The sequence below is a fragment of the Thermosynechococcus sp. QKsg1 genome, assembly GCF_031586415.1.
Classification (GTDB): domain Bacteria; phylum Cyanobacteriota; class Cyanobacteriia; order Thermosynechococcales; family Thermosynechococcaceae; genus Thermosynechococcus.
Genome location: NZ_CP134200.1, coordinates 177,401 through 199,772, shown reverse-complemented (window position 1 = coordinate 199,772; position 22,372 = coordinate 177,401). Strand labels below are relative to the sequence as shown.

General features: G+C 52.0%; 19 protein-coding genes, 1 tRNA gene and 2 pseudogenes. 13 read left to right on the top strand and 9 right to left on the bottom strand.

Annotation, left to right across the window (positions count from 1 at the left end):
• Window positions 1-44: 44 nt before the first annotated feature.
• Together RHP47_RS00975 and RHP47_RS00970 are read right to left on the bottom strand one after the other, a co-directional pair.
• On the bottom strand, window positions 45-578 hold the full coding sequence (locus RHP47_RS00975) for a 4Fe-4S binding protein (RefSeq protein WP_206201259.1): 534 nt from the start codon (window positions 576-578) through the stop codon (window positions 45-47).
• 106 nt (window positions 579-684) lie between these two features.
• A complete protein-coding gene (locus RHP47_RS00970) occupies window positions 685-1,716 on the bottom strand; it encodes a D-alanine--D-alanine ligase family protein (RefSeq protein ID WP_286649768.1) in 1,032 nt (343 codons plus the stop codon).
• 72 nt (window positions 1,717-1,788) lie between these two features.
• Here RHP47_RS00970 and RHP47_RS00965 point away from each other — a divergent pair, with 72 nt between their 5' ends.
• From RHP47_RS00965 to atpC, 3 genes are all read left to right on the top strand, one after another.
• Window positions 1,789-1,983, top strand: a complete 195-nt coding sequence (locus RHP47_RS00965) for a DUF2862 domain-containing protein (protein WP_149817325.1) — start codon at window positions 1,789-1,791, stop codon at window positions 1,981-1,983.
• A 228-nt stretch (window positions 1,984-2,211) separates the two neighbouring features.
• On the top strand, window positions 2,212-3,660 hold the full coding sequence (atpD, locus tag RHP47_RS00960) for a F0F1 ATP synthase subunit beta (protein ID WP_149817323.1): 1,449 nt from the start codon (window positions 2,212-2,214) through the stop codon (window positions 3,658-3,660).
• 67 nt (window positions 3,661-3,727) lie between these two features.
• A complete protein-coding gene (atpC, locus tag RHP47_RS00955) occupies window positions 3,728-4,144 on the top strand; it encodes an ATP synthase F1 subunit epsilon (protein ID WP_149817321.1) in 417 nt (138 codons plus the stop codon).
• A gap of 55 nt (window positions 4,145-4,199) precedes the next feature.
• Here the strand turns inward: atpC and prfB are convergent.
• Window positions 4,200-5,313 (bottom strand): peptide chain release factor 2 gene (prfB, locus tag RHP47_RS00950; protein ID WP_286668856.1). Its coding sequence is split into 2 segments (ribosomal slippage): window positions 4,200-5,237 and window positions 5,239-5,313, totalling 1,113 coding nucleotides; the frame shifts between segments, so codons are not numbered across the junction.
• 187 nt (window positions 5,314-5,500) lie between these two features.
• Here prfB and ftsH4 point away from each other — a divergent pair.
• Complete coding sequence (ftsH4, locus tag RHP47_RS00945) at window positions 5,501-7,360, top strand: ATP-dependent zinc metalloprotease FtsH4 (protein WP_149817316.1); 1,860 nt, start codon at window positions 5,501-5,503, stop codon at window positions 7,358-7,360.
• Between the two features lie 234 nt (window positions 7,361-7,594).
• Here the strand turns inward: ftsH4 and RHP47_RS00940 are convergent, their stop codons facing one another.
• From RHP47_RS00940 to RHP47_RS00930, 3 genes are read right to left on the bottom strand one after another with little or no spacing between them, the layout of a single operon-like run.
• Window positions 7,595-9,061: a TldD/PmbA family protein gene (locus RHP47_RS00940; protein ID WP_310840830.1), complete on the bottom strand. Its 1,467-nt coding sequence runs from the start codon at window positions 9,059-9,061 to the stop codon at window positions 7,595-7,597.
• 51 nt (window positions 9,062-9,112) lie between these two features.
• Window positions 9,113-9,418 carry a 50S ribosomal protein L25 gene (rplY, locus tag RHP47_RS00935; RefSeq protein ID WP_310840828.1) on the bottom strand — a complete coding sequence of 102 codons (306 nt, stop codon included), beginning with the start codon at window positions 9,416-9,418 and terminating at the stop codon, window positions 9,113-9,115.
• A gap of 14 nt (window positions 9,419-9,432) precedes the next feature.
• Window positions 9,433-10,776, bottom strand: a complete 1,344-nt coding sequence (locus tag RHP47_RS00930; RefSeq protein WP_149817309.1) for an adenylosuccinate synthase — start codon at window positions 10,774-10,776, stop codon at window positions 9,433-9,435.
• Window positions 10,777-10,918: 142 nt separating this feature from the next.
• Here RHP47_RS00930 and RHP47_RS00925 point away from each other — a divergent pair.
• From RHP47_RS00925 to RHP47_RS00905, 5 genes and pseudogenes are all read left to right on the top strand, one after another.
• Window positions 10,919-10,990 (top strand) — tRNA-Thr (locus tag RHP47_RS00925).
• A 40-nt stretch (window positions 10,991-11,030) separates the two neighbouring features.
• The gene (ruvA, locus tag RHP47_RS00920) at window positions 11,031-11,663 is read left to right on the top strand and encodes a Holliday junction branch migration protein RuvA (RefSeq protein ID WP_310840826.1); all 633 of its coding nucleotides are present in this window, start codon (window positions 11,031-11,033) and stop codon (window positions 11,661-11,663) included.
• Window positions 11,664-11,704: 41 nt separating this feature from the next.
• Window positions 11,705-12,025: pseudogene (dcm, locus tag RHP47_RS00915) on the top strand (DNA (cytosine-5-)-methyltransferase); the annotation flags it as partial.
• Window positions 12,026-12,118: 93 nt separating this feature from the next.
• Entirely contained in the window at window positions 12,119-13,081 is a 963-nt protein-coding gene (locus RHP47_RS00910; RefSeq protein ID WP_310840823.1) for an IS4 family transposase, read from the top strand.
• A 48-nt stretch (window positions 13,082-13,129) separates the two neighbouring features.
• Window positions 13,130-13,468, top strand: a pseudogene (locus RHP47_RS00905) (BsaWI family type II restriction enzyme); the annotation flags it as partial.
• A 69-nt stretch (window positions 13,469-13,537) separates the two neighbouring features.
• Here the strand turns inward: RHP47_RS00905 and RHP47_RS00900 are convergent.
• Window positions 13,538-14,350: a hypothetical protein gene (locus tag RHP47_RS00900; RefSeq protein ID WP_310840820.1), complete on the bottom strand. Its 813-nt coding sequence runs from the start codon at window positions 14,348-14,350 to the stop codon at window positions 13,538-13,540.
• 292 nt (window positions 14,351-14,642) lie between these two features.
• Between RHP47_RS00900 and RHP47_RS00895 the strand changes: the two genes are divergently transcribed.
• The 4 genes from RHP47_RS00895 to RHP47_RS00880 all read left to right on the top strand — a co-directional run bounded on the left by RHP47_RS00895 (window position 14,643) and on the right by RHP47_RS00880 (window position 18,643).
• Window positions 14,643-14,933 carry a YggT family protein gene (locus tag RHP47_RS00895; RefSeq protein ID WP_149817300.1) on the top strand — a complete coding sequence of 97 codons (291 nt, stop codon included), beginning with the start codon at window positions 14,643-14,645 and terminating at the stop codon, window positions 14,931-14,933.
• A gap of 28 nt (window positions 14,934-14,961) precedes the next feature.
• Window positions 14,962-16,875: a tRNA uridine-5-carboxymethylaminomethyl(34) synthesis enzyme MnmG gene (gene mnmG / locus RHP47_RS00890; protein ID WP_310840818.1), complete on the top strand. Its 1,914-nt coding sequence runs from the start codon at window positions 14,962-14,964 to the stop codon at window positions 16,873-16,875.
• Between the two features lie 134 nt (window positions 16,876-17,009).
• Complete coding sequence (locus RHP47_RS00885) at window positions 17,010-17,582, top strand: Uma2 family endonuclease (protein WP_149817296.1); 573 nt, start codon at window positions 17,010-17,012, stop codon at window positions 17,580-17,582.
• A 17-nt stretch (window positions 17,583-17,599) separates the two neighbouring features.
• Window positions 17,600-18,643, top strand: coding sequence for an EcsC family protein (locus tag RHP47_RS00880; RefSeq protein WP_310840817.1), 1,044 nt, complete (start codon window positions 17,600-17,602; stop codon window positions 18,641-18,643).
• Between the two features lie 145 nt (window positions 18,644-18,788).
• Here the strand turns inward: RHP47_RS00880 and RHP47_RS00875 are convergent, their stop codons facing one another.
• Both RHP47_RS00875 and RHP47_RS00870 read right to left on the bottom strand, forming a co-directional pair.
• The gene (locus RHP47_RS00875; protein ID WP_310840816.1) at window positions 18,789-19,760 is read right to left on the bottom strand and encodes a hypothetical protein; all 972 of its coding nucleotides are present in this window, start codon (window positions 19,758-19,760) and stop codon (window positions 18,789-18,791) included.
• A gap of 361 nt (window positions 19,761-20,121) precedes the next feature.
• Window positions 20,122-22,371: a cation:proton antiporter gene (locus RHP47_RS00870; RefSeq protein WP_310840815.1), complete on the bottom strand. Its 2,250-nt coding sequence runs from the start codon at window positions 22,369-22,371 to the stop codon at window positions 20,122-20,124.
• Between the last annotated feature and the right edge of the window lies 1 nt (window position 22,372).

The window sequence follows — 22,372 nt, the reverse complement described above, 5'->3', positions numbered from 1 at the left end:
GTTGCCGCTGTTGCTGCATATCTTCAATTCTAGCGATCGCGCGCTCATTCCACAGGGGGCAACAATTTTGTGGCTTTCGCACTGGCTTTTTTCGCCTTCGTCTGGCCACTTCCCAGTTTACCCAAGGATTCTTGGAGTGTGCCCATCGGGCAAATCGCACACCATGCCCGCTGATTAAAGATCACCCCTAAAAGAATCGCAACAATGGACGTGACGACGCACATATTGACAAAGAGGCCACCTACCGCGACCCAGTTGCCCCATGCCAATGTCATGCGAAGGGCAAAAACCGTCATGATGAAGCTAAACACCGCCCAGCGAAAACTTTGTTTTTTGAAGAGTTTGGGATAGGGACGGTGGGGACTAAAGTGATAAAGCACAATGTCTAGGAACGCGCCACGCGGGCAGAGGTTGCCACACCAGTAGCGGCTGCGAAAATAGGCCAGCACAGGAATACCCAGCATCATGGCCAGCATCAGGTACCCCAGCCAAGGATACCAGAGGCCACCGATCGCAATTAGAAAAAATAGCCAAATCATTGCCCACTGACTGGGCTTGCCCCTCAACGATCGCTTCATAACCTGCCTAGTCTTATAGTCTTATATGACTATAAAGTTATTTAGTAGAAAAAGTCAAGGCTTAGCTCCAGTGCCTTCACGACTCTTTACGTGGTCAAGGCAATAGCTAGCCGTGCCGCTCTAGAGCCAATTGCACCAAGCGATGGACTAATTCCGGAAAGGGCACACCACTCGCCGCCCACAGTTGGGGGTACATACTCAGGGCGGTAAACCCCGGTAGGGTATTCACTTCATTGATCAGGATTTCGCCAGTGCTGGGTACATAGAAAAAATCAAAGCGGGCAAGGCCAGCGGCATCAAGGGCTTGAAAGGCCTGTAGGGACATCCTGCGGATCTGCTCACTCACCGCTGGGGAAATCTCCGCAGGAATATGGAGTTGAGCGCGGCCATCGGTGTATTTGGTTTCGTAGTCGTAGAACTCACTGCTGTAGGTAATCTCCCCCACCACCGAAGCTTGGGGTTTATCATTGCCGAGCACCGCGCACTCTAGCTCACGGGCAACCACACCCGCTTCCACAATGATGCGGCGATCCAGTTCGGCAGCGGCCTCAAGGGCAGTTGTCAGTTGTTGGCGATTTTTGGCCTTGGAGATGCCCACGGAGGAGCCAAGGTTGGCAGGTTTGACAAAGCAGGGATAGCCCAATTCGGTTTCAATGCGATCGCACAAATGGTTGTAACGACAGGGATCCGACCACAGGTCACTGCGCTGCAGGGCTACGTAGCGCACTTGGGGTAAGCCCACAGCTCCAAAGACCGTTTTCATCAAGATTTTGTCCATACCAATGGCCGAGGCAGCCACCCCCGAACCCACGTAGGGGCGTTGCATCAATTGCAGCAGGCCTTGCATCGTACCATCTTCACCATTGGGGCCGTGGAGAATCGGGAACCAAACATCAATGGTTTCGGCAACCGCAGGAAACTGCCACAGGGAGTCCTCTGGTGCTGCGCCCTCGGGGATGCCAACATGGTCTGTGGAGCGCCAGCGGCCATCTTTTTGGATGTAGATCGGAATCACTTGATAGCGATCGCGATTGTCGCCCTCGGTAAAGGCTTGGGCGATCGCTGCCGCCGAGACCACCGAAACTTCATGCTCCCGTGAGCGACCTCCAAACAATAGCCCGACCCGCAGACGACCCATAGGACAAACCCGTGTGAATGTGACGGTTTCTTGGTACGATTTTCAAGGATTATACAAAGTTTGGGAGTTGCTATGGACGTGGGGCAAAAAGTGCGCGTCTGTCGAATTCGCGATCGCGTCGCCCAAGACATCATTCAAAAACTCGGCCAAGTGGGTCAAATTACTGGTTTTAAGATGACCGATGGCAGTGGGGTTGGCGTCATTGTCACCTTTGACGATCGCTCCAGCACTTGGTTTTTTGAGGACGAAATTGAAGTCGTCGGCTAATTCCTGCCCTGCCGCCTTTTTCACAGCAACTGAGCGGGGTCAATAAGATCTCAGATTTGCATCCCACTGAATCCGATAGAAAAAGGCTGCATTAGTGGTACGTTGTATTGTGGTGCGCTTGCACCAAAAGCTGCATTCCACTTTCAGTCTCGATCGTTGTGCCCCTTAGGGAGCGATCGCCCTCTGAAAAAACGCAAATGAATTTACCTAGACAGTAGGCAAACGTCCATGGTCATATCAGCAGAACGAACCAATGTAGGCTTTATTACTCAGGTCATTGGCCCTGTCGTTGACATTGAATTTCCCAGCGGCAAAATGCCCGCCATTTACAACGCCCTGCGGATTCAAGGCAAAAACGAGGCCGGCTTAGACGTGGCTGTAACCTGTGAAGTGCAACAACTCCTTGGCGATAACCGCGTCCGTGCCGTTGCCATGAGTAGCACCGATGGCTTAGTGCGGGGGATGGAAGCCGTAGATACCGGTGCCCCCATCAGCGTGCCCGTAGGGACAGCCACCCTTGGTCGCATCTTCAACGTGCTGGGTGAACCCGTGGACGAAAAAGGCGCTGTCAGTGCCACTGAAACCCTGCCCATTCACCGTCCTGCTCCCAGCTTTACGCAACTGGAAACCAAGCCCTCGGTCTTTGAAACCGGCATCAAGGTGATTGACCTGCTCACCCCCTATCGCCGTGGCGGTAAAATTGGCCTCTTTGGCGGTGCGGGCGTCGGCAAGACCGTGATCATGATGGAACTCATCAACAACATTGCGACCCAACACGGTGGGGTGTCGGTGTTTGCTGGCGTGGGCGAACGTACCCGCGAAGGCAATGACCTCTACAACGAAATGATTGAATCGGGCGTGATCGACAAAAACGATCCCAGCAAATCTAAAATCGCCCTTGTGTACGGTCAAATGAACGAACCCCCCGGCGCACGGATGCGTGTGGGTCTGTCGGGGCTGACGATGGCCGAATACTTCCGCGATGTCAACAAGCAGGATGTGCTGCTGTTTATTGATAACATCTTCCGCTTTGTGCAAGCCGGTTCTGAGGTGTCGGCGCTACTCGGTCGGATGCCCTCTGCGGTGGGATACCAGCCCACCCTCGGTACCGATGTGGGTGCCCTGCAAGAGCGGATTACCTCGACCACGGAAGGTTCGATTACTTCGATTCAAGCGGTCTATGTGCCTGCGGACGACCTGACTGACCCTGCTCCGGCCACGACCTTTGCCCACTTGGATGGGACAACGGTGCTCTCCCGTGGTCTAGCCGCAAAAGGGATTTACCCCGCTGTGGATCCCCTTGGCTCCACCTCCAACATGTTGCAGCCGGACATTGTGGGTCAGGAGCACTATCAAACGGCACGGGCGGTGCAAGCCACCCTGCAGCGCTACAAAGAGTTGCAGGACATTATTGCCATTTTGGGTCTCGATGAACTCTCTGAGGAAGACCGCCTAACCGTGGCGCGGGCACGCAAAATTGAGCGCTTCCTGTCTCAGCCCTTCTTTGTGGCGGAAGTGTTCACCGGTGCCCCCGGCAAATACGTCACCCTCGAAGAAACCATCAAAGGCTTCCAGATGATCCTCAGCGGTGAGCTGGATGATCTGCCCGAACAAGCCTTCTACATGGTGGGCAATATCGAAGAAGCCAAAGCTAAGGCTGAAAAACTCAAAGCCTAGGTTTCACAGGTGTCGATACAGGGTGGGGCAACCCGCCCTTTGATCATTGAGTGGCAAGGGAAGCGTTATGGTGATGACCGTCCGGGTAATTGCACCCGATAAAACCGTTTGGGATGCCCCCGCTGAGGAAGTGATTTTGCCCAGCACAACGGGGCAATTGGGTATTCTCTCAAATCATGCCCCCCTCTTAACCGCCTTGGAAACGGGCGTGATGCGGGTGCGCCAAGACCGCGAGTGGGTGGCGATCGCCCTCATGGGGGGCTTTGCCGAAGTTGAAAACAACGAAGTGACCATTCTTGTCAACGGTGCTGAGCGCGGGGACACAATTGACCTCGAAAAAGCCAAGGCCGAATTTGCTGAAGCACAGGCTGCCCTCGCTAAAGCCGAACAGGGGGAATCTAAACAGGCCAAAATTCAAGCCACCCAAGCCTTTCGTCGTGCCCGTGCTCGCTTGCAGGCCGCAGGGGGTGTGGTCGAGATTTAGGTTCTTTCCCTGATTTGCTGAACTGCAATTGCTCCCCCTAGGGGGAGTTTTGTGTTTAACTGGCTTCCTCCGTTTGCTGCCGCAGGTAGGCTTGGATAAAGGGATCGAGGTCACCATCCATTACCTCTTGAATGGCTGTTGTTTCCACCGCCGTGCGCAGGTCTTTGACCAGTTGATAGGGATGGAAGACATAGTTGCGAATTTGGTTGCCCCAAGCCGCTTCAACGGCATCACCGCGAATATCCGCAATTTCTTTGGCCTTTTGTTCTTGGGCAATGACTAATAGCTTGGCCTTGAGAATGGCAAGGGCTTTTTCCTTGTTTTGCAGTTGCGATCGCTCCTGCGTACAGCGGACGGCCAAGCCCGTTGGTTTATGGACAATACGCACTGCCGTTTCCACCTTGTTCACGTTTTGCCCCCCCTTGCCACCACTGCGGGAAGTGGTAATCTCCAAATCGCTTTCCGGGATTTCAACCGTAACGGATTGATCCAGTTCGGGCATCACATCCACGCCGGCAAAGCTGGTTTGCCGTTTACCATTGGCATTAAAGGGAGAAATGCGCACAAGGCGATGGGTGCCCTTTTCAGAGCGCAGATAACCGTAGGCATAGCGCCCCCGAATTTCTAGGGTGGCTGACTTAATGCCCGCCTCCTCCCCCTCCGATAGCTCGGCCAGATGGGTTTGGTAACCGTGGCGCTCCGCCCAGTGGGTGTACATTCGCAGCAACATTTCTGCCCAATCCTGAGCATCAGTCCCGCCAGCACCAGCATTGATCGTGAGAATGGCGTTGTTTTTGTCGTAGGGGCCACTGAGGAGTTGTTCCAGTTCCCAGCGACTCAACTGGGCGTCTAAATCCTTGAGCAGCGTAGTCGCCTCTGTCACCAACCCTTCATCCGGCTCTAGCTCCAGCAGTTCCAGTGCCGTTTCCACGTGTTCAATTGTTTTTTGCCACTGCTGAAGTTGGTTGAGGGCGTCTTTGGCTTCGGTCAACTGTTGGAGCGTGACTTGGGCGATCGCTTGATCATTCCAGAAGTCGGGCTGAGCGGCAGTGTGCTCAAGGTCGTGAATCTTAGCGCTTAATGCTGCTGGGTCAAAGATAGTCCTGGGTATGACCCAGGCGATCGCGCAACAGGGAAAAATCGCGTTTGAGCGTACTTAAATCGATCATTCTACAATGCAAAGGAAATGAATTCTGTTGATATTCTATCAAAGGCAGACCGCCGCCCAACGCTACTGTGGGCTATTTCTGAGGCAGCTGAGGGGTCAAGGCAAGAAATGTTAAGTTTTTCACCCTTGCCCTTAGTCCCTCCCAAGTGTCACCATGATCCCTAGGTGAACTCTGGGGAATGGAACCCATGGCCATCAAAAACTCGCCCGAAGTACCCCGCAATCGCTGGATTGGCAATGCCTTACTCTTTCTGGGTTTGGGATTTCTGCTGCTGAACCTCTTCTTTCCGCAGCTCTTTGCACCGCGCCCGCCTCAGGTTCCCTACAGTATGTTTATCCATCAGGTGCAAGAGGGAGAAGTGGCTCGCGCCTATGTGGGTCAAAATGAGATTCTTTATCAACTCAAACCCCAGGGGGATAAGCCTGCCCAAGTGTTGGCGACCACGCCCATCTTTGATTTAGAGTTACCTAAACGCTTGGAGGAACAGGGGGTTGAATTTGCTGCCGCGCCACCCCCCCGCAACAGTTGGCTATTGAATGTCTTGGGCTGGGTGATTCCGCCGATTGTTTTTGTGCTCGTTTTCCAATTCTTTGCCAGTCGCCAAGCAGGGGGAGGTCCCCAAGGGGTTCTCTCCATCAGCAAAAGTCGAGCCAAGGTCTATGTCGAAGGTGCGAACACGGGGATTCGCTTTGATGATGTGGCCGGGGTGGAAGAAGCCAAGGCGGAACTGGTGGAGATTGTGGATTTCCTAAAAAATCCCCAGCGCTACATTCAAATTGGAGCCCGCATTCCCAAGGGGGTGCTGCTGGTGGGGCCGCCGGGGACAGGGAAAACCCTGCTGGCCAAAGCCGTTGCCGGCGAAGCCAATGTCCCCTTCTTCTCCATTTCAGGTTCTGAATTTGTGGAGCTATTTGTGGGCGTCGGGTCGGCCCGCGTGCGGGATCTCTTTGAGCAGGCGAAAAAGCAAGCCCCCTGTATTGTCTTTATTGATGAGTTGGATGCCATTGGCAAATCCCGCTCCAGTGCGGGTTTCTATGGTGGCAATGATGAGCGGGAGCAAACCCTAAACCAACTGCTCACAGAAATGGATGGCTTTGATGCTACGGGGGCAACGGTGATTGTCCTTGCGGCAACGAACCGCCCAGAAACCCTTGATCCGGCATTGCTACGCCCTGGACGCTTTGACCGCCAAGTCTTAGTCGATCGCCCCGATTTGAGTGGTCGGGAGGCAATTTTGAAAATTCATGCCAAAAAGGTAAAACTGGCTCCTGAAGTAGATCTGCACGCGATCGCTGCCCGTACACCGGGGTTTGCTGGCGCAGACTTGGCCAACCTAGTCAATGAAGCAGCCCTACTGGCGGCGCGCAATCAACGGGAAGTGGTGACGCAGCAGGACTTTGCCGAAGCAATTGAACGCATCGTGGCTGGCCTTGAGAAAAAAAGCCGTGTCCTCAACGACAAGGAGAAGAAAATTGTCGCCTACCACGAAGTCGGTCATGCCCTTGTCGGCTGTGCGCTGCCGGGCAGTGGTCGGGTAGAGAAAATCTCGATTGTGCCCCGTGGCATGGCGGCTCTTGGTTACACATTGCAATTGCCGACGGAGGATCGCTTCCTCCTTGATGAGCAAGAATTGCGCGCCCAAATTGCCACCTTGCTAGGGGGGCGATCGGCAGAGGAGATTGTCTTTGGCACGATCACAACTGGAGCTGCGAACGATCTACAACGGGCCACAGATTTGGCAGAGCGGATGGTGCGCAGCTACGGCATGAGCAAAGTCCTTGGTCCTCTTGCCTTTGAGCAACAGCAGGCGAGCTTTTTGACGAACAATGGCATGATGCTACGGGCAGTCAGTGAGGAAACCGCTCAAGCCATTGATCGCGAAGTCAAAGAAATTGTCGAGTCAGCTCACCAGCAGGCGCTCAGTATTCTTAAGGAGAACCGTGACCTTCTCGAAGCGATCGCCCAAAAACTCTTAGAAAAAGAAGTGATTGAGGGCGAAGAACTCCACGAACTACTGAGCCAAGTAAAAACCCCAACCGCTGCCTAACCAACGGAGCCGCAAAACCGCCAAAAAAAAAGACCAGCGGATTACTGGTCATTCAGTCCAATGTTTTTGTCTCAGAAGAGAAGTCAAGGCGCACACAAAGCGGTGAGGGCGATCAAAAAGCTGCACTGCCTGAGCTCCCCTTCTTCTTCCATGATAATGTAGCCAGAGTCACAAAAGTTCACATATAAAATCTTTAGGTATTTCTACTCAAATCCATAACCGCAGGTAATCAGTTTAGCGGCCACCGACGGTAATGGCATCGACTTTAATGTGGGGTTGACCAACGGTGACGTAGATGCTGCCACTGATGGAACCACAAAAACCGGGGGCAAGGGCGAGATCGTTGGCAGACATTGAAATTCGCTGCATGATTTCCTTGGCTTCGCCAATCAGTGTGGCTCCCTTGAGGGGCTGTTTGATTTGGCCATGTTCAATCCAGTAGGCTTCCTCAACGGCAAAGTTAAATTGCCCCGTGGCACCAACACTACCGCCCCCCATGCGTTTGCAGTAAATGCCGCGATCAATGGAGGTAATTAAGTCCTCAACACGGTATTCACCGGGGGCAATGTAGGTATTGCGCATCCGCGAAGCGGCGGCATAGGTATAACTTTGGCGGCGGCCACTGCCCGTGCGAGGGTGCCCTGTGCGCATCGAACCCGCGCGATCGCTCAGGAAATTCTTAAGGATGCCATTTTCAATCAGCAACGTGCGCTGCGTCGGCATCCCCTCATCGTCCATATCAATACTGCCAAAGGCACCGCTGGTGATTCCCTCATCCCAAGCGGTCAAGTTTTCATGGGCAATTTTTTCGCCTTTTTTATCAGCAAAGGGGGTCGTACCGCGTTCAATTTGAGTGGTTTCCAAGAGGTGACCACAGGCTTCATGGAAGATCACCCCCCCAAATTGGTTGGCCATGATCACCGGGTAAGTACCCGATTCCACATAGTCAGCATAGAGCATTTTGCCCGCCGCTTCGGCAACGGTATCGGCCAAGGTGGTGTAGTCCCACTGACGCAAAAAGTCTGGATTACTGGTATCGCCATTGCGCTCACCAATGGAGGCGCGGTGCTCGCCATCCGCACAGAGAACAGAGGCCACTGCTGACTGGGTGAGGCGAATATCGCGACCAAAGGTGCCATCACTAGCGGCCACCATTACCTCTTGCCAATCGCGAAAATAACTGAGGCGGCGGGATTGCAGATGCTGGGTTTTCTGGCATAGGCGATCGCTCCCCGCCAGCAGAATATCGGCCACTTCAGCAATAGAACTACAGCTAGCCAGCCAGCCTTCCTTGCGGCCTTGGGCATAGTCCCGCAGCAATTCAAGGTGGATTTCAGGCACGTAAGCTTGCGGACTGGGTAAGAGCAACCCCATTAAGCCCAAAGCCTTCTCTAGAGCCGCCCGCAACCCCTTGAAGCTGAGGTCATTGGTGCTCACGTAGCAATCACTGGTACCGCGAAAAACGCGAATACCCGCCCCTAAACTCAAGCGAGGGGAGACACTCGTCAGGCGATCGTCCTCGACAAGGGTACTGAGGTAATGGTTGCGCTCAAGGAAAATCTCGACAAAATCAGCGCCAGCCGCCCGCCCAAGGCCAAGGAGCGTAGCGAGGGGAGATTCCCAAGAGCCGTCAAAGCGATCGCCTTCGGGGGAATAGCTAAGGTGGGCAAGATCCGCAGAACGAAGTAGCGTGGCTGGCATTGTTAACAATCACTTAACATATCCCCACTATAGCAAATTCCCCCTCGCAGCCTAGTTTTCAGCTTTGGCTAAAAAGGAGAGGTGATAGAGGGTATCCTTGGCGGGGTGGGCTTGCACCTCTTGGAGCACCACCGTTCCCTGCCACGGCAAATCGGGGATCGAAAGCTGGATCGGGGTTTTCTGGGGACGGGCATCCCGCACCAAAAATTCGGCGGCATGGGTATCCACCACCAAGGAAATCGAAGACTCAATCGTCGGGCCGTAGAGGACGGCAGGGGTTTTGCCCTCACGGCGTAGGGCATTGGGTTTAGCATCGGCAGGGCGTAGGTGCCCCTCAATAGCTAAGGAACGAGACATTGCTGCAACTCCAATTAAGATAAAACGGGATGGACTTGGGTGCCATCATCCTTGAGGAGTGCCCGTTTCGGACCATGGATCGGATCCTCAACAATGATGGTTTGGCTGCGCTCTGCCCCCAACGAGACAATGGCGATGGGCACAGACATAATTTCAGCCAAAAACTTGAGATAGTTCAATGCCGCCTTGGGCAGATCGTCAAGGGAGCGGCAATGACGGGTGGATTGCTGCCACCCCGGCAGGGTTTCATAGATGGGACGACAGCGGGCAAATTTGAGGGCATTGCTGGGGAAGTGTTCGCAGCGCTCACCGTCAATATCGTAGGCAACACAGACTTTGATCTCTGGCAGCTCATCGAGAACATCGAGCTTCGTAATTGCCAAGCAGTCGAGACCATTGATGCGCACCGCATAACGGCCAATCACGGCATCAAACCAGCCACAGCGGCGGCGCCGTCCAGTTGTGGTACCAAATTCAGCACCGCGATCGCCCAAGAGTTCTCCCACCTCATCCAGCAGTTCCGTCGGAAAAGGCCCTTCGCCGACCCGCGTGGTATAGGCTTTGGCCACACCAATGACGCGGTCAATCATCGTTGGACCAATCCCCGCCCCAACACAAGCACCCCCGGCCACAGGGTTTGAGGAGGTGACGTAGGGATAGGTGCCATGGTCAAGGTCTAAAAGAGTACCTTGGGCACCTTCAAAGAGAATGTTGCGCCGCCGGCGGATGGCATCATCCAGCACGAGGGAACCATCGACAATGTGCGATCGCAGGCGCTCACCGTAGGCACAGTACTCTTCAATGATCGGCTGCGGTTCGAGGGGAGCCAGTCCGTAGAGCTTTTCGAGGATCAAATTCTTTTGGGCGATCGCCCACTCCAGCTTGGCGGCCAACTGATCAGCATCCAGCAGATCCAGCATGCGAATCCCCGTGCGCTCCGATTTATCGGCATAGGTGGGGCCAATGCCGCGTCCTGTGGTACCAATGCGCCGCGAGCCACGCCGTTCCTCAGCAGCAATATCCAACTGGCGATGGTAGGGCATCGTCACATGGGCTGTTTCTGCAATCAGCAGATTCTCAGTGCTCACCCCCAACTGTTCCAGTTGTTCGAGTTCCTCAAGGAGCACCTTCGGATCCACCACTGTTCCCGCGCCAATGATGCACTGGGTATCAGGGTAGAGAATCCCTGACGGAATCAGGTGCAATTTTAGGGTCTGGTCTTTGACGACAATCGTGTGACCTGCATTGACACCGCCCTGATAGCGGACTACCACATCGGCAGACTTGCTCAGGAGATCGGTGATTTTACCCTTGCCTTCATCGCCCCACTGGGCACCAACAACGACGACGTTTGCCAAGTGATTTTCTTAACTCGTTAATTAACACAATCGTCTATTGTAACCCTTGGGGCAAATGCACACAAGCGCGCGATCGCAAAAATTTTGCCATTGCCCTGCCCGTCCTAGGGGCGATCGTGCTACCATAAGAAATGCTTTGAATGCCGATGTAGCTCAGTGGTAGAGCACTCGATTCGTAATCGAGCGGTCGTGAGTTCGAATCTCATCATCGGCTTGGCTCACCCATTTCAACCGTCTGCGAGCAGGAACAGACTGTGTTTGCCTACCTCAGAGGAACCGTTGTTGCCCATCAATCGGAGGGTGGCCATCGCTCTGCCCTCATCCTAGAGGTGAATGGGGTCGGCTATCGCTTACTCGTCACATCCCATCTGTTGCGGCAATACCCGCCGAGTGCTGAGGTGGTGCAGATTTTTACCCATCTCAGTGTCCGTGAGGATCAGATGCTCCTCTATGGCTTTGCCTCGGCAGCGGAGCGGGATCTCTTTTTGCGTTTGATCCGTGTCAATGGGGTTGGGCCACAGATGGCGCTATCGTTGCTGGATACCCTACCTTTGCCAGAACTCGTACAGGCAATTGTGAGTGGCAATACCCGTCGTCTCAGCCGCGCGCCCGGAGTAGGCAATAAAACCGCTGAGCGCATTGCCTTGGAACTGAAAGCCGCCCTGAGTGCTTGGCGACAGGAAACGGGGTTAACAACGGCTCCCGCTGGCCTGCCCACGGAAGCGATCCGTGAAGAACTGGAGTTGACTCTTTTAGCCTTGGGTTATAGCGATCGCGAGATTGAAGCCGCCCTCACTGCCATCGGCCAAACGAGCACCCTCGCCAAGAATAGCGATCCAGAGGCATGGCTACGGGAAGCCATCACATGGTTAAGTGCCAATACCTAGGCCTTAGGATAAATAAAGACGACACCTAACTCTAGACTGCTATGGGGCAGCCAACCTTCATTGATCTATTTGCTGGCATCGGTGGCATGCGGCTCGGTTTTAGCCAAGCAGGTGGTTGCTGTGTTTTTAGCTCAGAGTGGAATAAGTTTGCCCAAATAACCTACGAAGCAAACTTTGGCGAAGTGCCAGCAGGAGACATTACTCAAATCCCCTCGGAGAGGATTCCTGACCATGACATATTATTAGCGGGTTTTCCCTGTCAGCCCTTTAGCATTGCGGGTGTCAGCAAGCACAATGCCCTAGGAATTAATCATGGTTTTCAGCACCCAACTCAAGGCAATCTATTTTTTGAAATTGCGCAGAAGTGTTGAAAGATAGTTTCAGAGGCTAGAAAAAAGGGAAGAAATGTCATATTCTTCCCTTAAAAGAAGAAAAAACAATCAATTGGCTTTACTATGGCATCTTTTGCAACTCTTGTCAAGTCCATTCTCAATCGGCTCAGCCCCTGTGACTACCCCGTGCTGAACTCTCAATTGTTCTTCAAAATCTGGTTGACCTACGTTCTCGACCAAGGGTTAACCAGTATGAGAGCCTTATTTTATCGCTTGAATCATGCAGGGATTACAGTGGATATGTCCACGTTTTCCAAAGCCAACAAAACTCGGACAACCAGCTTATTTGAGGGGATTTACACTCAACTGATGTCTCAAGCTCAAAAGAGACATCGTACTTCAAGCATGACGCTGTTTCCTATCGATTCAACCATCATTACCCTGACCAGTAAACTCTTTTGGTTCTATAAATATCATCAAGTGAATTTACTTATGGGATTTGATTTAACAGAGAACATCATGGGTAAAGCGGTGATTTCTTTTGGGGAGAGACATGACTTGAGCTTTCAAGAGGAGATTCTAGAAATGATCCCTGAGAATGCTGTTGTAATCATGGATAGAGGGTTTGCGAGCTGGCAATTTTTAGAGCGACTAAGTGAGAGGAAGTGCCCATTTGTTGTACGTATCAGGAATAACATGAGAATGAAGCTCAATCATGAGAGATATCGCGTGGTTCAATTTTTTGACGAGAATCAAAGGGAGTTTCGTATAGCGACAAATCTAAAGGAGCTAAGTGATGAGGAAGTGAGTGAGTTATATCGGCATCGGTGGGCGATTGAGAACCTATGGAAATTTCTGAAGATGCATTTATCATTAGACAAGTTGATTACGAAGAGTTTGAACGGGGTGATAAACCAGATTTATATGGTTTTAATTGCCTATTTAATTTTAGAGCTGGTGGAGATACCTGAATACTTTGGGAAGAAGCTATTAGACAAATTGCGATATTTGCAACTGGAACTCAGTCGTCGCTGCTCGATAGTGCATTGGAGCTTTGATTGGCAGCCAGAGCTACTGGTCACTTAAAATGTTAAGTTTTGTTGCAGGATTCAACACTTCTGACCTGAAAGCTATATCATTTTGTCTCTTAAAACATCCTTAAGAGAAAGAGCGGCTCAAACTTATAAGTGGAAACTTTTAATGGAAGTTGCTCTACACAGCCCTGAATTACGTGAAAAATATAATATCTCCTATCGATCGTCAGTAGTTCCGATTATTTGCTTTGCAACAACAAACTTTTATAACGAAATTAATAACCCTCAGCAACGCGGAATGTTGAAATTCTTTGATCGGTCTTTTATCGCTAAGGAAATAGATTTTACAGAAGACGCGTTTATTTATCCTCTTTTTAACTTAATTCCATTTGCCATAGAAAAGCTGTCAAATCCCTATGTTCAGCTTAGTTTGTTTTAACCCGCAAAGAAAAAAGGGGCAGTTTTATGCCCCCTAGTATTAGCAAACTATAGCGAATAATTTGAATCTCTAGGAAAACATGGGCAGGTGAGAATAGATGGCTGTCCACAGGGGACTCCAAGGCCCAAGGTTGAGTACTAGAGTTGCGATCGCCACGGTGCTGCTGAGCCATGTCAGCCACTGAGCGTAGATATTTGCTCCTTGTTTTTGCGTTTGCAGGTGGTCAATGGTTTGCTGAAGCTGCTCGACTTCTTGGTTGAGATCTGCAATTTCATGGTGTAGCTCGTCAATTTCACGATCGCGATCGCTGACTGTGGCATGACAGGCCGCCAGTTCTGCCTCTTTTTCGCGACAGGTGGCTTCAATTGTGGTCAGAGAAGCAGTCAATGTGGCTGTTTGACTGGCGTATTCTTCTTCGAGGCTGCTACTGCGCTGGTAGGCGGTTTCTAGCTCTTGGCGATAGCGATCGCAATTGTCTCGTAGGGCTTCGTTTTCCGCTTGGCTAGTGTTGAGGGCATGCGTCAATTCCACCACCTGTTGGCGATAGTCACTAACTTGAGTGTGTAGTTGCTGTTGTTGGTCTTCTAGCTCTTGACAGCGGTTTTGCAACCGTTCCACCTCTGAGCGCAATTGCTCAATTTCTTGGCGCTGGCGATCGCGCTCCTGTTCACTACGGCTGACCAGTTCCTTTAGCCCTTCAATGCGCTGGGCTTGTTCGCTGACAATCCTATGCAGGCGATCGCACTCTTCCTTCAAACGTTGCACAGAACCCTTGTACTGCCGCTGTACCCAAGCCCGCAAAAACGATAGGCCAGAGATGGTAAATCCAATCAGGGCATAGGTGCCCACCAGTGTATGACCCGTGGCCGACATCTGTAACATATTGAACCCCTGAACTTCAGTTGAATGTCAATGAAAACGCCGCCATCCAGAATACAGCCCTTTTCCCAAGGATGGAACCCGCCCAAAACAGTCAAAGCCGCTGTCGGACAGGCCTCTATCTCTTTATCCTTTGGCGATCGCTCCCCTATGCAGGGGCACAGCGATAACTTTATGGGAATGCATGCAGAAACTTCTATTTCCTAGTCTAGCGAGGGAGAATAACCGCTGGGGCTAGCTTCTTGCCAGCATTGGTACAATAAGGGATGCACTTGAATTTGCAAGGGGAAGACCAATGACCGAGGCACCTGTATTGCCCATTCTATTGATGGGGATTGCGAACTTTTTGCAGATCTACTTAATTGTGCTGCTGATTCGGGTTCTGCTGTCGTGGTTTCCCAATATCAACTGGTACAATCCGCCCTTTTCGATTCTCAGTCAGTTAACGGATCCCTACCTGAATATCTTTCGTGGTCTGATTCCCCCCATCGGCGGCCTTGACTTTTCGCCGATTATTGCCTTCTTCCTCTTGCAATTTATTGTCCAACTCTTATCGGGGTTCTCCAGTAGCGCCACATTCTTCTAAACCATCGCTAGCCTAGGGTGCAATCGCTATGTCAACGCTGCCTGCGTTTCAGGATGAATTTGATGTCATTGTTGTTGGTGCCGGTCACGCCGGCTGTGAAGCGGCCTTGGCAACGGCACGGTTGGGTTGTCGTACCCTCTTGCTGACCCTCAACCTCGATAAAATTGCTTGGCAGCCCTGTAATCCTGCCGTGGGTGGGCCGGCCAAATCGCAACTGGTGCACGAGGTGGATGCCCTCGGAGGCGAAATTGGGCGTGTGACCGATCGCACTTATCTGCAAAAGCGGCTCCTGAATGCCTCACGGGGGCCAGCGGTCTGGGCATTGCGGGCGCAAACCGATAAGCGCGAATACAGCGCCGTCATGAAGCAGGTGGTGGAAAATCAGCCCAACTTGCTGGTGCGCGAAGGCATGGTCACGGATTTAGTCCTTGATGCCAATGACACGGTGATTGGGGTTGAAACCTACTTTGGCGTCGCCTTTCGCTGTCAAGCAGTGATCCTGACAACGGGAACCTTCCTCGGTGGCCGCATTTGGGTGGGAAATAAATCCATGGCCGCTGGTCGGGCTGGCGAATTTGCTGCTGAGGGACTCTCCCAAACTTTAGCACGGCTCGGTTTTGAGGTGGATCGCCTGAAAACAGGAACGCCCGCACGGGTAGATCGGCGATCGGTGGACTACAGCAAGATGGAACCGCAACCCCCAGATGAGCAGGTACGCTGGTTTAGCTTTGACCCCACCGCATGGGTGGAAAGACCCCAAATGAACTGCTACTTGACTCGCACCACCGCTGCTACCCACCAACTCATTCGCGAGAATTTGCACCTGACGCCCGTCTATGGCGGTTGGGTGGATGCCAAAGGCCCCCGCTACTGCCCCAGCATTGAGGATAAAATTGTCCGCTTTGCTGACAAAGAAAGCCATCAAATTTTCATTGAACCCGAAGGCCGCGATACACCAGAACTCTATATCCAAGGCTTTTCCACGGGGCTACCGGAACCGCTGCAATTGCAACTGTTGCGCACCCTGCCGGGGCTAGAAAACTGCATCATGCTGCGTCCGGCCTATGCAGTGGAATACGACTACTTGCCGGCAACCCAGTGCTTTCCCACCCTGATGACGAAAAAGATTCAGGGGCTGTTTTGTGCCGGGCAAATCAACGGTACCACCGGCTATGAGGAGGCCGCCGCCCAAGGGATTGTGGCCGGGATCAATGCGGCTCGCTTTGTTCAGAGGAAACCGATGATCACCTTCCCACGCCAAGAGAGCTACATCGGCACCCTGATTGATGATCTGTGCACGAAGGAACTGCGGGAACCCTACCGCATGCTCACCAGCCGCTCGGAATATCGCTTGGTGTTGCGATCGGACAATGCTGACCAGCGGCTCACCCCCTTGGGGTATGAGATTGGCTTGGTGAGTGAAGCCCAGTGGCAAGTGTTTCAAGCAAAGCAACAGCGCCTTGCGGCGGAGACCCAACGCCTGCAAATGACGCGCATTAAAGCCCATGAACCCGTGGGCGAAGCGATTGTGGCTGCGACAGGTCAAGCGATTAAGAGTGCCATTGCCCTTGATGAGTTGCTGCGGCGATCGGGGGTACATTACGACCTATTAGATCGCCATGGCCTTGGCAATCCTGATCTGACCCCCCAAGAGAAAGAGGCGGTTGAAATTGCCATTAAGTACGCAGGCTACATTGAACGGCAGCAACGGGAAATTGAGCAGATTGCCCGTCAAGACCAGCGTCCGCTCCCTGCGGATTTGGATTACTTTGCCATCCCCACCCTTTCGATGGAAGCACGGGAAAAGCTCAGTGCCATCCGCCCCCTTACCATTGGTCAAGCCAGCCGTATTGGTGGGGTCAACCCGGCAGATATTAATGCCCTTTTGGTCTATCTCCAGGTGCAACAGCAGCGGCAATCCTTAGCGGCGGTGGAGGGCTAGAACCGTGTGGCCGTCTGAACTAGAGTTGTCCTATGTCAGACATCAAGCTCCCCTGTATACTTCTGGCAACCCAGTTGGGGAAGCGAGCAAGCATCTCCCTTGTCCAAAAGCTCCCTTTTTTGCAAAACAAACCCATGATTGCTCTGAACCTGCGTCCCACGATTGAATTAACTGATGAAGCCTTCGAGCAACTTTGCCGTAGTAACCCTGAGCTACGGCTAGAGCGTAGCGCCCAAGGAGAATTGATTGCCATGGCGCCTGCCGGCAGTGAAAGTAGCCGTCAAAACCTCAGTCTCAGTTCCCAGTTATGGCACTGGAACCAACAAACAAAGCTGGGTGTAGCCTTTGACTCCTCCGCTGGCTTCCGTTTGCCCAATGGCGCCATTCGCTCCCCTGATGCCGCTTGGATTGAAAAAAGTCGCTGGCAACGCCTCACGCCTGAGCAACGGCGCCGCTTTGCCCCCATCTGTCCTGATTTTGTGTTGGAACTCAAGTCACCAACGGATGATTTGGCTGCCCTCCAAGCCAAGATGCAGGAGTATGTGGACAATGGTGCCCAACTGGGTTGGTTAGTTGATCCCGAAATGCGACAGGTTTACTGTTATCGATCTGGGCAAGCTGTGCAGGTTTTGGAGCATCCCCCTTGTCTTTCAGGAGAGCCCCTGTTGCCTAACTTTGTAATGGATTTCACCTTGATTTGGGATTAGGGATTCCCTATTATAGGGTGCCTCTGCCGTTCGTACTGCCCTTCCGCAGCATGAATGCCGAGGCTTGGCGCGCCCTAGGTCAGTGCCCTGATTCGTGGAGTGGTTTGTCGCTATCGCGGTCACTCCATGGCGGGATTACGGCACTGGTTTGTGGCGGCTTGGCAGTTGCTGCGGCAGGAGCAAGGTTCTCATCTTACGGTTTGTTATCCCCGAGTGTGGCCACGATGACCCGCAAGCTTGCTCTTACGGATTATGAGCGGCAACAAATTCAAAAAATCAGTGCTTGGCTGCGGGAAGAAACGAACCCTCTGCAACAGGTGGTGCAATCGGTCAATGCCACAGTCGAGTGTCATGTCAGTCGGATGTTGTCCCCTGAACATCTAGCGATTCTGCGTAAGGCGGGCGATCGCCTACTGGCCAATAGTGATCAGGCTTGGCAACACCTGAAACAGCGATTGGGGAACACTCGGATGCCAGTCGATCACTGGCAGGATCTCAAGGATCAACCCCTAGAGGTGTGCGATCGCCTGCAAGCTAGGGTTGCCGGTGCGGCCTTGACCAACGCTGCCTTGGAAGCCCTGATCACTGCTCCCTTTGACTTTCTGGGCGAACTGGTGGATGTGGGGTTAACTCTGCTGTTGGGTCTCAAAACGATTCAAGCGGTGGGCTTGTGCTATGGCTTTGGCAGTGAGACCACAGTTGAACAGCACATCATCTGGGGCACATTGGGGATCAGTTTTGCCGGCACTGCCAAGGAACGTCAGCATCTATTGTTGAGTTTGCTGCATCCTTCTGAGGACAGTGAACGGGGGGCGATCGCCAGCCTCTTGGAAGACAGTGCCTTTGAAGTTTTTACCGACAACACGGTGGAGGCGGTGTTGAGTCGCGCATTAGTGATGTTGAGCGAAGAATTGAGTGGCGAGTTGATCCCCGTGATTGGCACTGCTTTGGGGGTTCTGGAAAGCGAACAATTTGCCCGAGAAGTGGCAACGACCGCGCGATATGTTTATCAGTTGCGTTGGCTACTGCGTGCTCACGGTGGCAGTGGAGTGGATGGTTGACAACGGCTACCGCCGCCAAAGTCCATGGTCGTGCCAAAATCTCTGTAGAAGAAACAATCCACTACTATCTTGCCGATGACGCTGTTTTGGAATGGCTACCTCAAGAAAAGAAACAGTCGTTTGTCACTATCGGGGTTACTCAATTTTATTCAATTAATGGAGTCAATTCTCTTTTCATTTCTTCTGCTGTCTTGATACAGTTAAATCCCCAAAAATAGTTACAGGCTTCATACTGATCATGTGTAACACTCAGTGAGATATCGCGAAATAAATTCGTTAAATGTGATGAAATTGATTGATATGTTTTTCTTTCTTGATAAGATTTTATACCATTCTCTACCCTGATTTTCAAGGGAATGTTGATCAGAACATCTGCTGTACAGATTATCTGTTGTTCAAATAGCCAATGGGGTTTATTCATGTAAATACAGTACCCAATGTGAGTACCAATAGCGTTAGAAGCAGTGACATCTGACAGCCAAATGATTGATTTAAGACGATTCAGAAAATTCCAATCATAAATGTGACCTGCTGTTGTGCAGTGAAACCCTGCATTCAGGTAGAGTTCTACAATTTCAGGACGGCAATCTTTCCAGTAAAAACAAATAAGTACTGATTCAAACTGATGATCCTTTGATACTCTTCTAAGCCATTCGATAGCCTGTAAATGATTGAATGAAGTTTTAATTAGATGAGTTGAGTGTGCAGGGAAAAATAGTAGCGTTTTTCCAAGTTTTTTCTTGTAATCCTTTAGTGTTTCAATATCGATTAACTCTGCGTAATGTATACATGGCCCTATAGGTAATACTTTCCTCTCTGTATACTTTGAAATAACTTCTTTTCTAAACTCGCTGAATGTAATAATTGCCCTTGCAAAGGGATCATCGTCAGGTGCTCCGGAATCATCTAGATAACAACCATGTTCGATAGGCGCCAGAAGCTTTTTTTTAGGCTGAATGCCAGCGTACTGCTTGATTGTTTTGGATATACCGTAGAGTGAATTTTGTGAAAATTCTTCTGGAACTAAGTGATAGCAAGCTCTCATAGGGATATCTACTATATTATTAATATCCCGATCAAACTGAAGTATGTTTGCATTCTTTTCTATGTAGGGCAAGTATAGGTAAGACTCAAGTTTTGTAATTGGGTTTCTTGCCGGTGCAATCAGAAACAGTCTAATAGCCCTGATCGTTTTCCTAATTCCTCTTAAAAAAATTGATTTAGTAACATGACTTCTTGTATCTGCTTTTTTGGAGAAGGAATGATTTTTCTTATAAGATTATACTAGGGGTTGACTCTTGTTAACAGAAGCCAAAGCTAATTTGGCTAGTAATAATAATAGAGTTTCTTAAGTCTGGCTAAATGAGATTGGCGGTGCTGTTGGGCTTGAATAGAAGATCATTTGGGGCACGTTGGGGTGAGTTTTCTAGCTATAGTCAAGGAACATCAGTATCCCCACGGTGCTCGCTATTGCGTGCTCACGGTGGCAGCGGAGTGGATCGCGCTTGCAGTTGATCACCAATGCGCTGTAGGGCATTCATAGAGCCAGTGAGAAGGAGGCGATCGCCCGCCATTAAGGGACAGTCCTCCTTGGGTTCCAAGAGCAGCGTTCCCTCTCGCCGCAGGGCACGGATGGTGACGGTCTCAGGCAGATGGAGATCGGTAATGGTGCGATGTTGTTCGCCAATCTCTTTGGGCAACATGATCCAAAGAAACAAGGTTTCCCCTTGGGGCACACTGACACGGCCATTGATCAGGGCTTCACAAGCTGCAAACTCCCCTAGCTGACCAACAATCAGGAGGCGATCGCCCCCCTGCAGACAGGTTTCACCACTGGGATAATCCACCTCAGTACCATCGGCACGGACAATGGCCAACAGAGTCACCCCCGTCAACTGGCGCAGTTGAATTTCCGCAAGACTCATGCCCCGAATGGGGGAATCCTCAGGGACGGTCAGCCAGCGACTATTCATATCCTGAGCCGCTTGCCGCAGGAGACGGGCGGTTCCCTCAGGGGGAGTATCGCCGCGCAAATTGGCGTAGTGGCTGTCGCGCACCTGTTGTACCTGCTGCTGAATGTGGCGTTCACCCATGCCTAGCGTAAAGAATAGATGAGCGGCCAACTCCAGACTGGCTTCAAACTCGGGCTGCACCACCTCCCGTGCCCCCAGTTGATAAAGCAACTCAATGTCGCGATCGCTATTGGCGCGCACAATAACATCCAGTTCCGGGGCAAACTCTAGGGCACGCTTGAGACAGAGGCGGGTACTCATACTATCCGAGAGGGCGATCGCCATACCAAGGGCTTGATCGACGCCTGCTTTGGCCAGAATGGTGGTACTAGCAGCATTGCCGTAAATGTAGGGCAGTTGGGCATCGCGCACTTCGTTAATCACCGTTTCACTTTGCTCAATGACCAACACGGGATAATTTTGTTTTTGGAGGAGTTTCACCACACTCTTGCCGACGCGACCATAGCCACAGACAATCACATGATTCCGCTGCGGCAACCCCGTTAAATCCATGTCGAGGATTTCATCTTCCTTGAGAATACGGCGCAGTAGGGGCAGTTCCAACAGCACAGGCACCAGCTTTAACAAAAAGGGCGTCACCAGCAACGTCACTGCTGTCGTGCCGAGGGTGAGCAGATAAACTTGTTGGGACACCAACCCCAAGCCCCGCCCTGCTGTCAGCAGTACAAAGGAAAATTCCCCAATCTGAGCCAGCCCAATCCCCGCCAGTAACGACGTTTTCCACGAATAGCCAAAGAGCTTGACAATGGGGGTGGTGATCAGGAATTTACCCAGAATCACTAGGCTCACCAGTTCAATAATGCGATCCAAGTGCTGCCAGAGAAACACTGGATCAATGAGCATACCAATGGAAGCAAAAAAGAGCGTGGTAAAGACATCGCGGATCGATTCCACGTAATCGAGGGTTTGATCGGCATACTCCACCTCGGAGATCATCAGACCGGCAATAAAGGCACCAATCTCAATCGAAAGCCCCAAATACTGGGTCAGCAGGGCAATTCCCAAACAGAGGGCAACGACGCCTAAAAGGAAAAGCTCACGACTTTCTGTTTTGGCCAGTAGCCGTAGCAGAGGCGGCAGCAACCACATCCCAGCGGCGATCGCCCCCACGGCAATCAAAGCAATGGTCAAGACTGCTTGGCCGAGGGCAAGTCCCAACTCCTCTGGGGGTTTGTTCAGGGCGGGTAAGACGGCAATCATCAAGCCCACCGCCAGATCCTGCACCACCAAGATGCCCAGCATAATTTGCCCTTGGATCGACTCCAGCTCATTGCGATCCATGAGGCTGCGCAGCACCACTGCTGTTGACGAGAGGGAGAGGACAGCACCGAGGAAAATCCCCTGATTGGGGGAACTTACCCAGCCAACCCCAACGGAAATGAGCGTTGTAACTGCAATGGTCAGGAGAATTTGCAGGGCACTGCCCCCCAAGCTAACCCCTTGAACTTTGCGAATTTCACCGAGGGAGAAGCTCACCCCTAGGGCAAAGAGCAAAAAGGCCACCCCCAGTTGTGCCAGACCTTCCACCTGGGGTACTTCCTTGAGGAGTCCCAAGCCCGTTGGCCCGACCAACATACCGGCCAAAAGGTAGCCCAGCAGGATCGGTTGTCGCAGCAAAGCCGCCAACACACCCCCCACTGCCGCTGCCCCCAGTACCACACTGAGGTCAATGACAAGGCGAAAATCTTCAGTCATG

What these genes read in the sequence shown, in the direction of transcription:
- RHP47_RS00975 (WP_206201259.1), bottom strand. Translation starts at nt 578, where the DNA reads ATGAAGCGATCGTTGAGGGGCAAGCCCAGTCAGTGGGCAATGATTTGG.
- RHP47_RS00970 (WP_286649768.1), bottom strand. Translation starts at nt 1,716, where the DNA reads ATGGGTCGTCTGCGGGTCGGGCTATTGTTTGGAGGTCGCTCACGGGAG.
- RHP47_RS00965 (WP_149817325.1), top strand. Translation starts at nt 1,789, where the DNA reads ATGGACGTGGGGCAAAAAGTGCGCGTCTGTCGAATTCGCGATCGCGTC.
- atpD (WP_149817323.1), top strand. Translation starts at nt 2,212, where the DNA reads ATGGTCATATCAGCAGAACGAACCAATGTAGGCTTTATTACTCAGGTC.
- atpC (WP_149817321.1), top strand. Translation starts at nt 3,728, where the DNA reads ATGGTGATGACCGTCCGGGTAATTGCACCCGATAAAACCGTTTGGGAT.
- ftsH4 (WP_149817316.1), top strand. Translation starts at nt 5,501, where the DNA reads ATGGCCATCAAAAACTCGCCCGAAGTACCCCGCAATCGCTGGATTGGC.
- RHP47_RS00940 (WP_310840830.1), bottom strand. Translation starts at nt 9,061, where the DNA reads ATGCCAGCCACGCTACTTCGTTCTGCGGATCTTGCCCACCTTAGCTAT.
- rplY (WP_310840828.1), bottom strand. Translation starts at nt 9,418, where the DNA reads ATGTCTCGTTCCTTAGCTATTGAGGGGCACCTACGCCCTGCCGATGCT.
- RHP47_RS00910 (WP_310840823.1), top strand. Translation starts at nt 12,119, where the DNA reads ATGGCATCTTTTGCAACTCTTGTCAAGTCCATTCTCAATCGGCTCAGC.
- RHP47_RS00900 (WP_310840820.1), bottom strand. Translation starts at nt 14,350, where the DNA reads ATGTTACAGATGTCGGCCACGGGTCATACACTGGTGGGCACCTATGCC.
- RHP47_RS00895 (WP_149817300.1), top strand. Translation starts at nt 14,643, where the DNA reads ATGACCGAGGCACCTGTATTGCCCATTCTATTGATGGGGATTGCGAAC.
- mnmG (WP_310840818.1), top strand. Translation starts at nt 14,962, where the DNA reads ATGTCAACGCTGCCTGCGTTTCAGGATGAATTTGATGTCATTGTTGTT.
- RHP47_RS00885 (WP_149817296.1), top strand. Translation starts at nt 17,010, where the DNA reads ATGATTGCTCTGAACCTGCGTCCCACGATTGAATTAACTGATGAAGCC.
- RHP47_RS00870 (WP_310840815.1), bottom strand. Translation starts at nt 22,371, where the DNA reads ATGACTGAAGATTTTCGCCTTGTCATTGACCTCAGTGTGGTACTGGGG.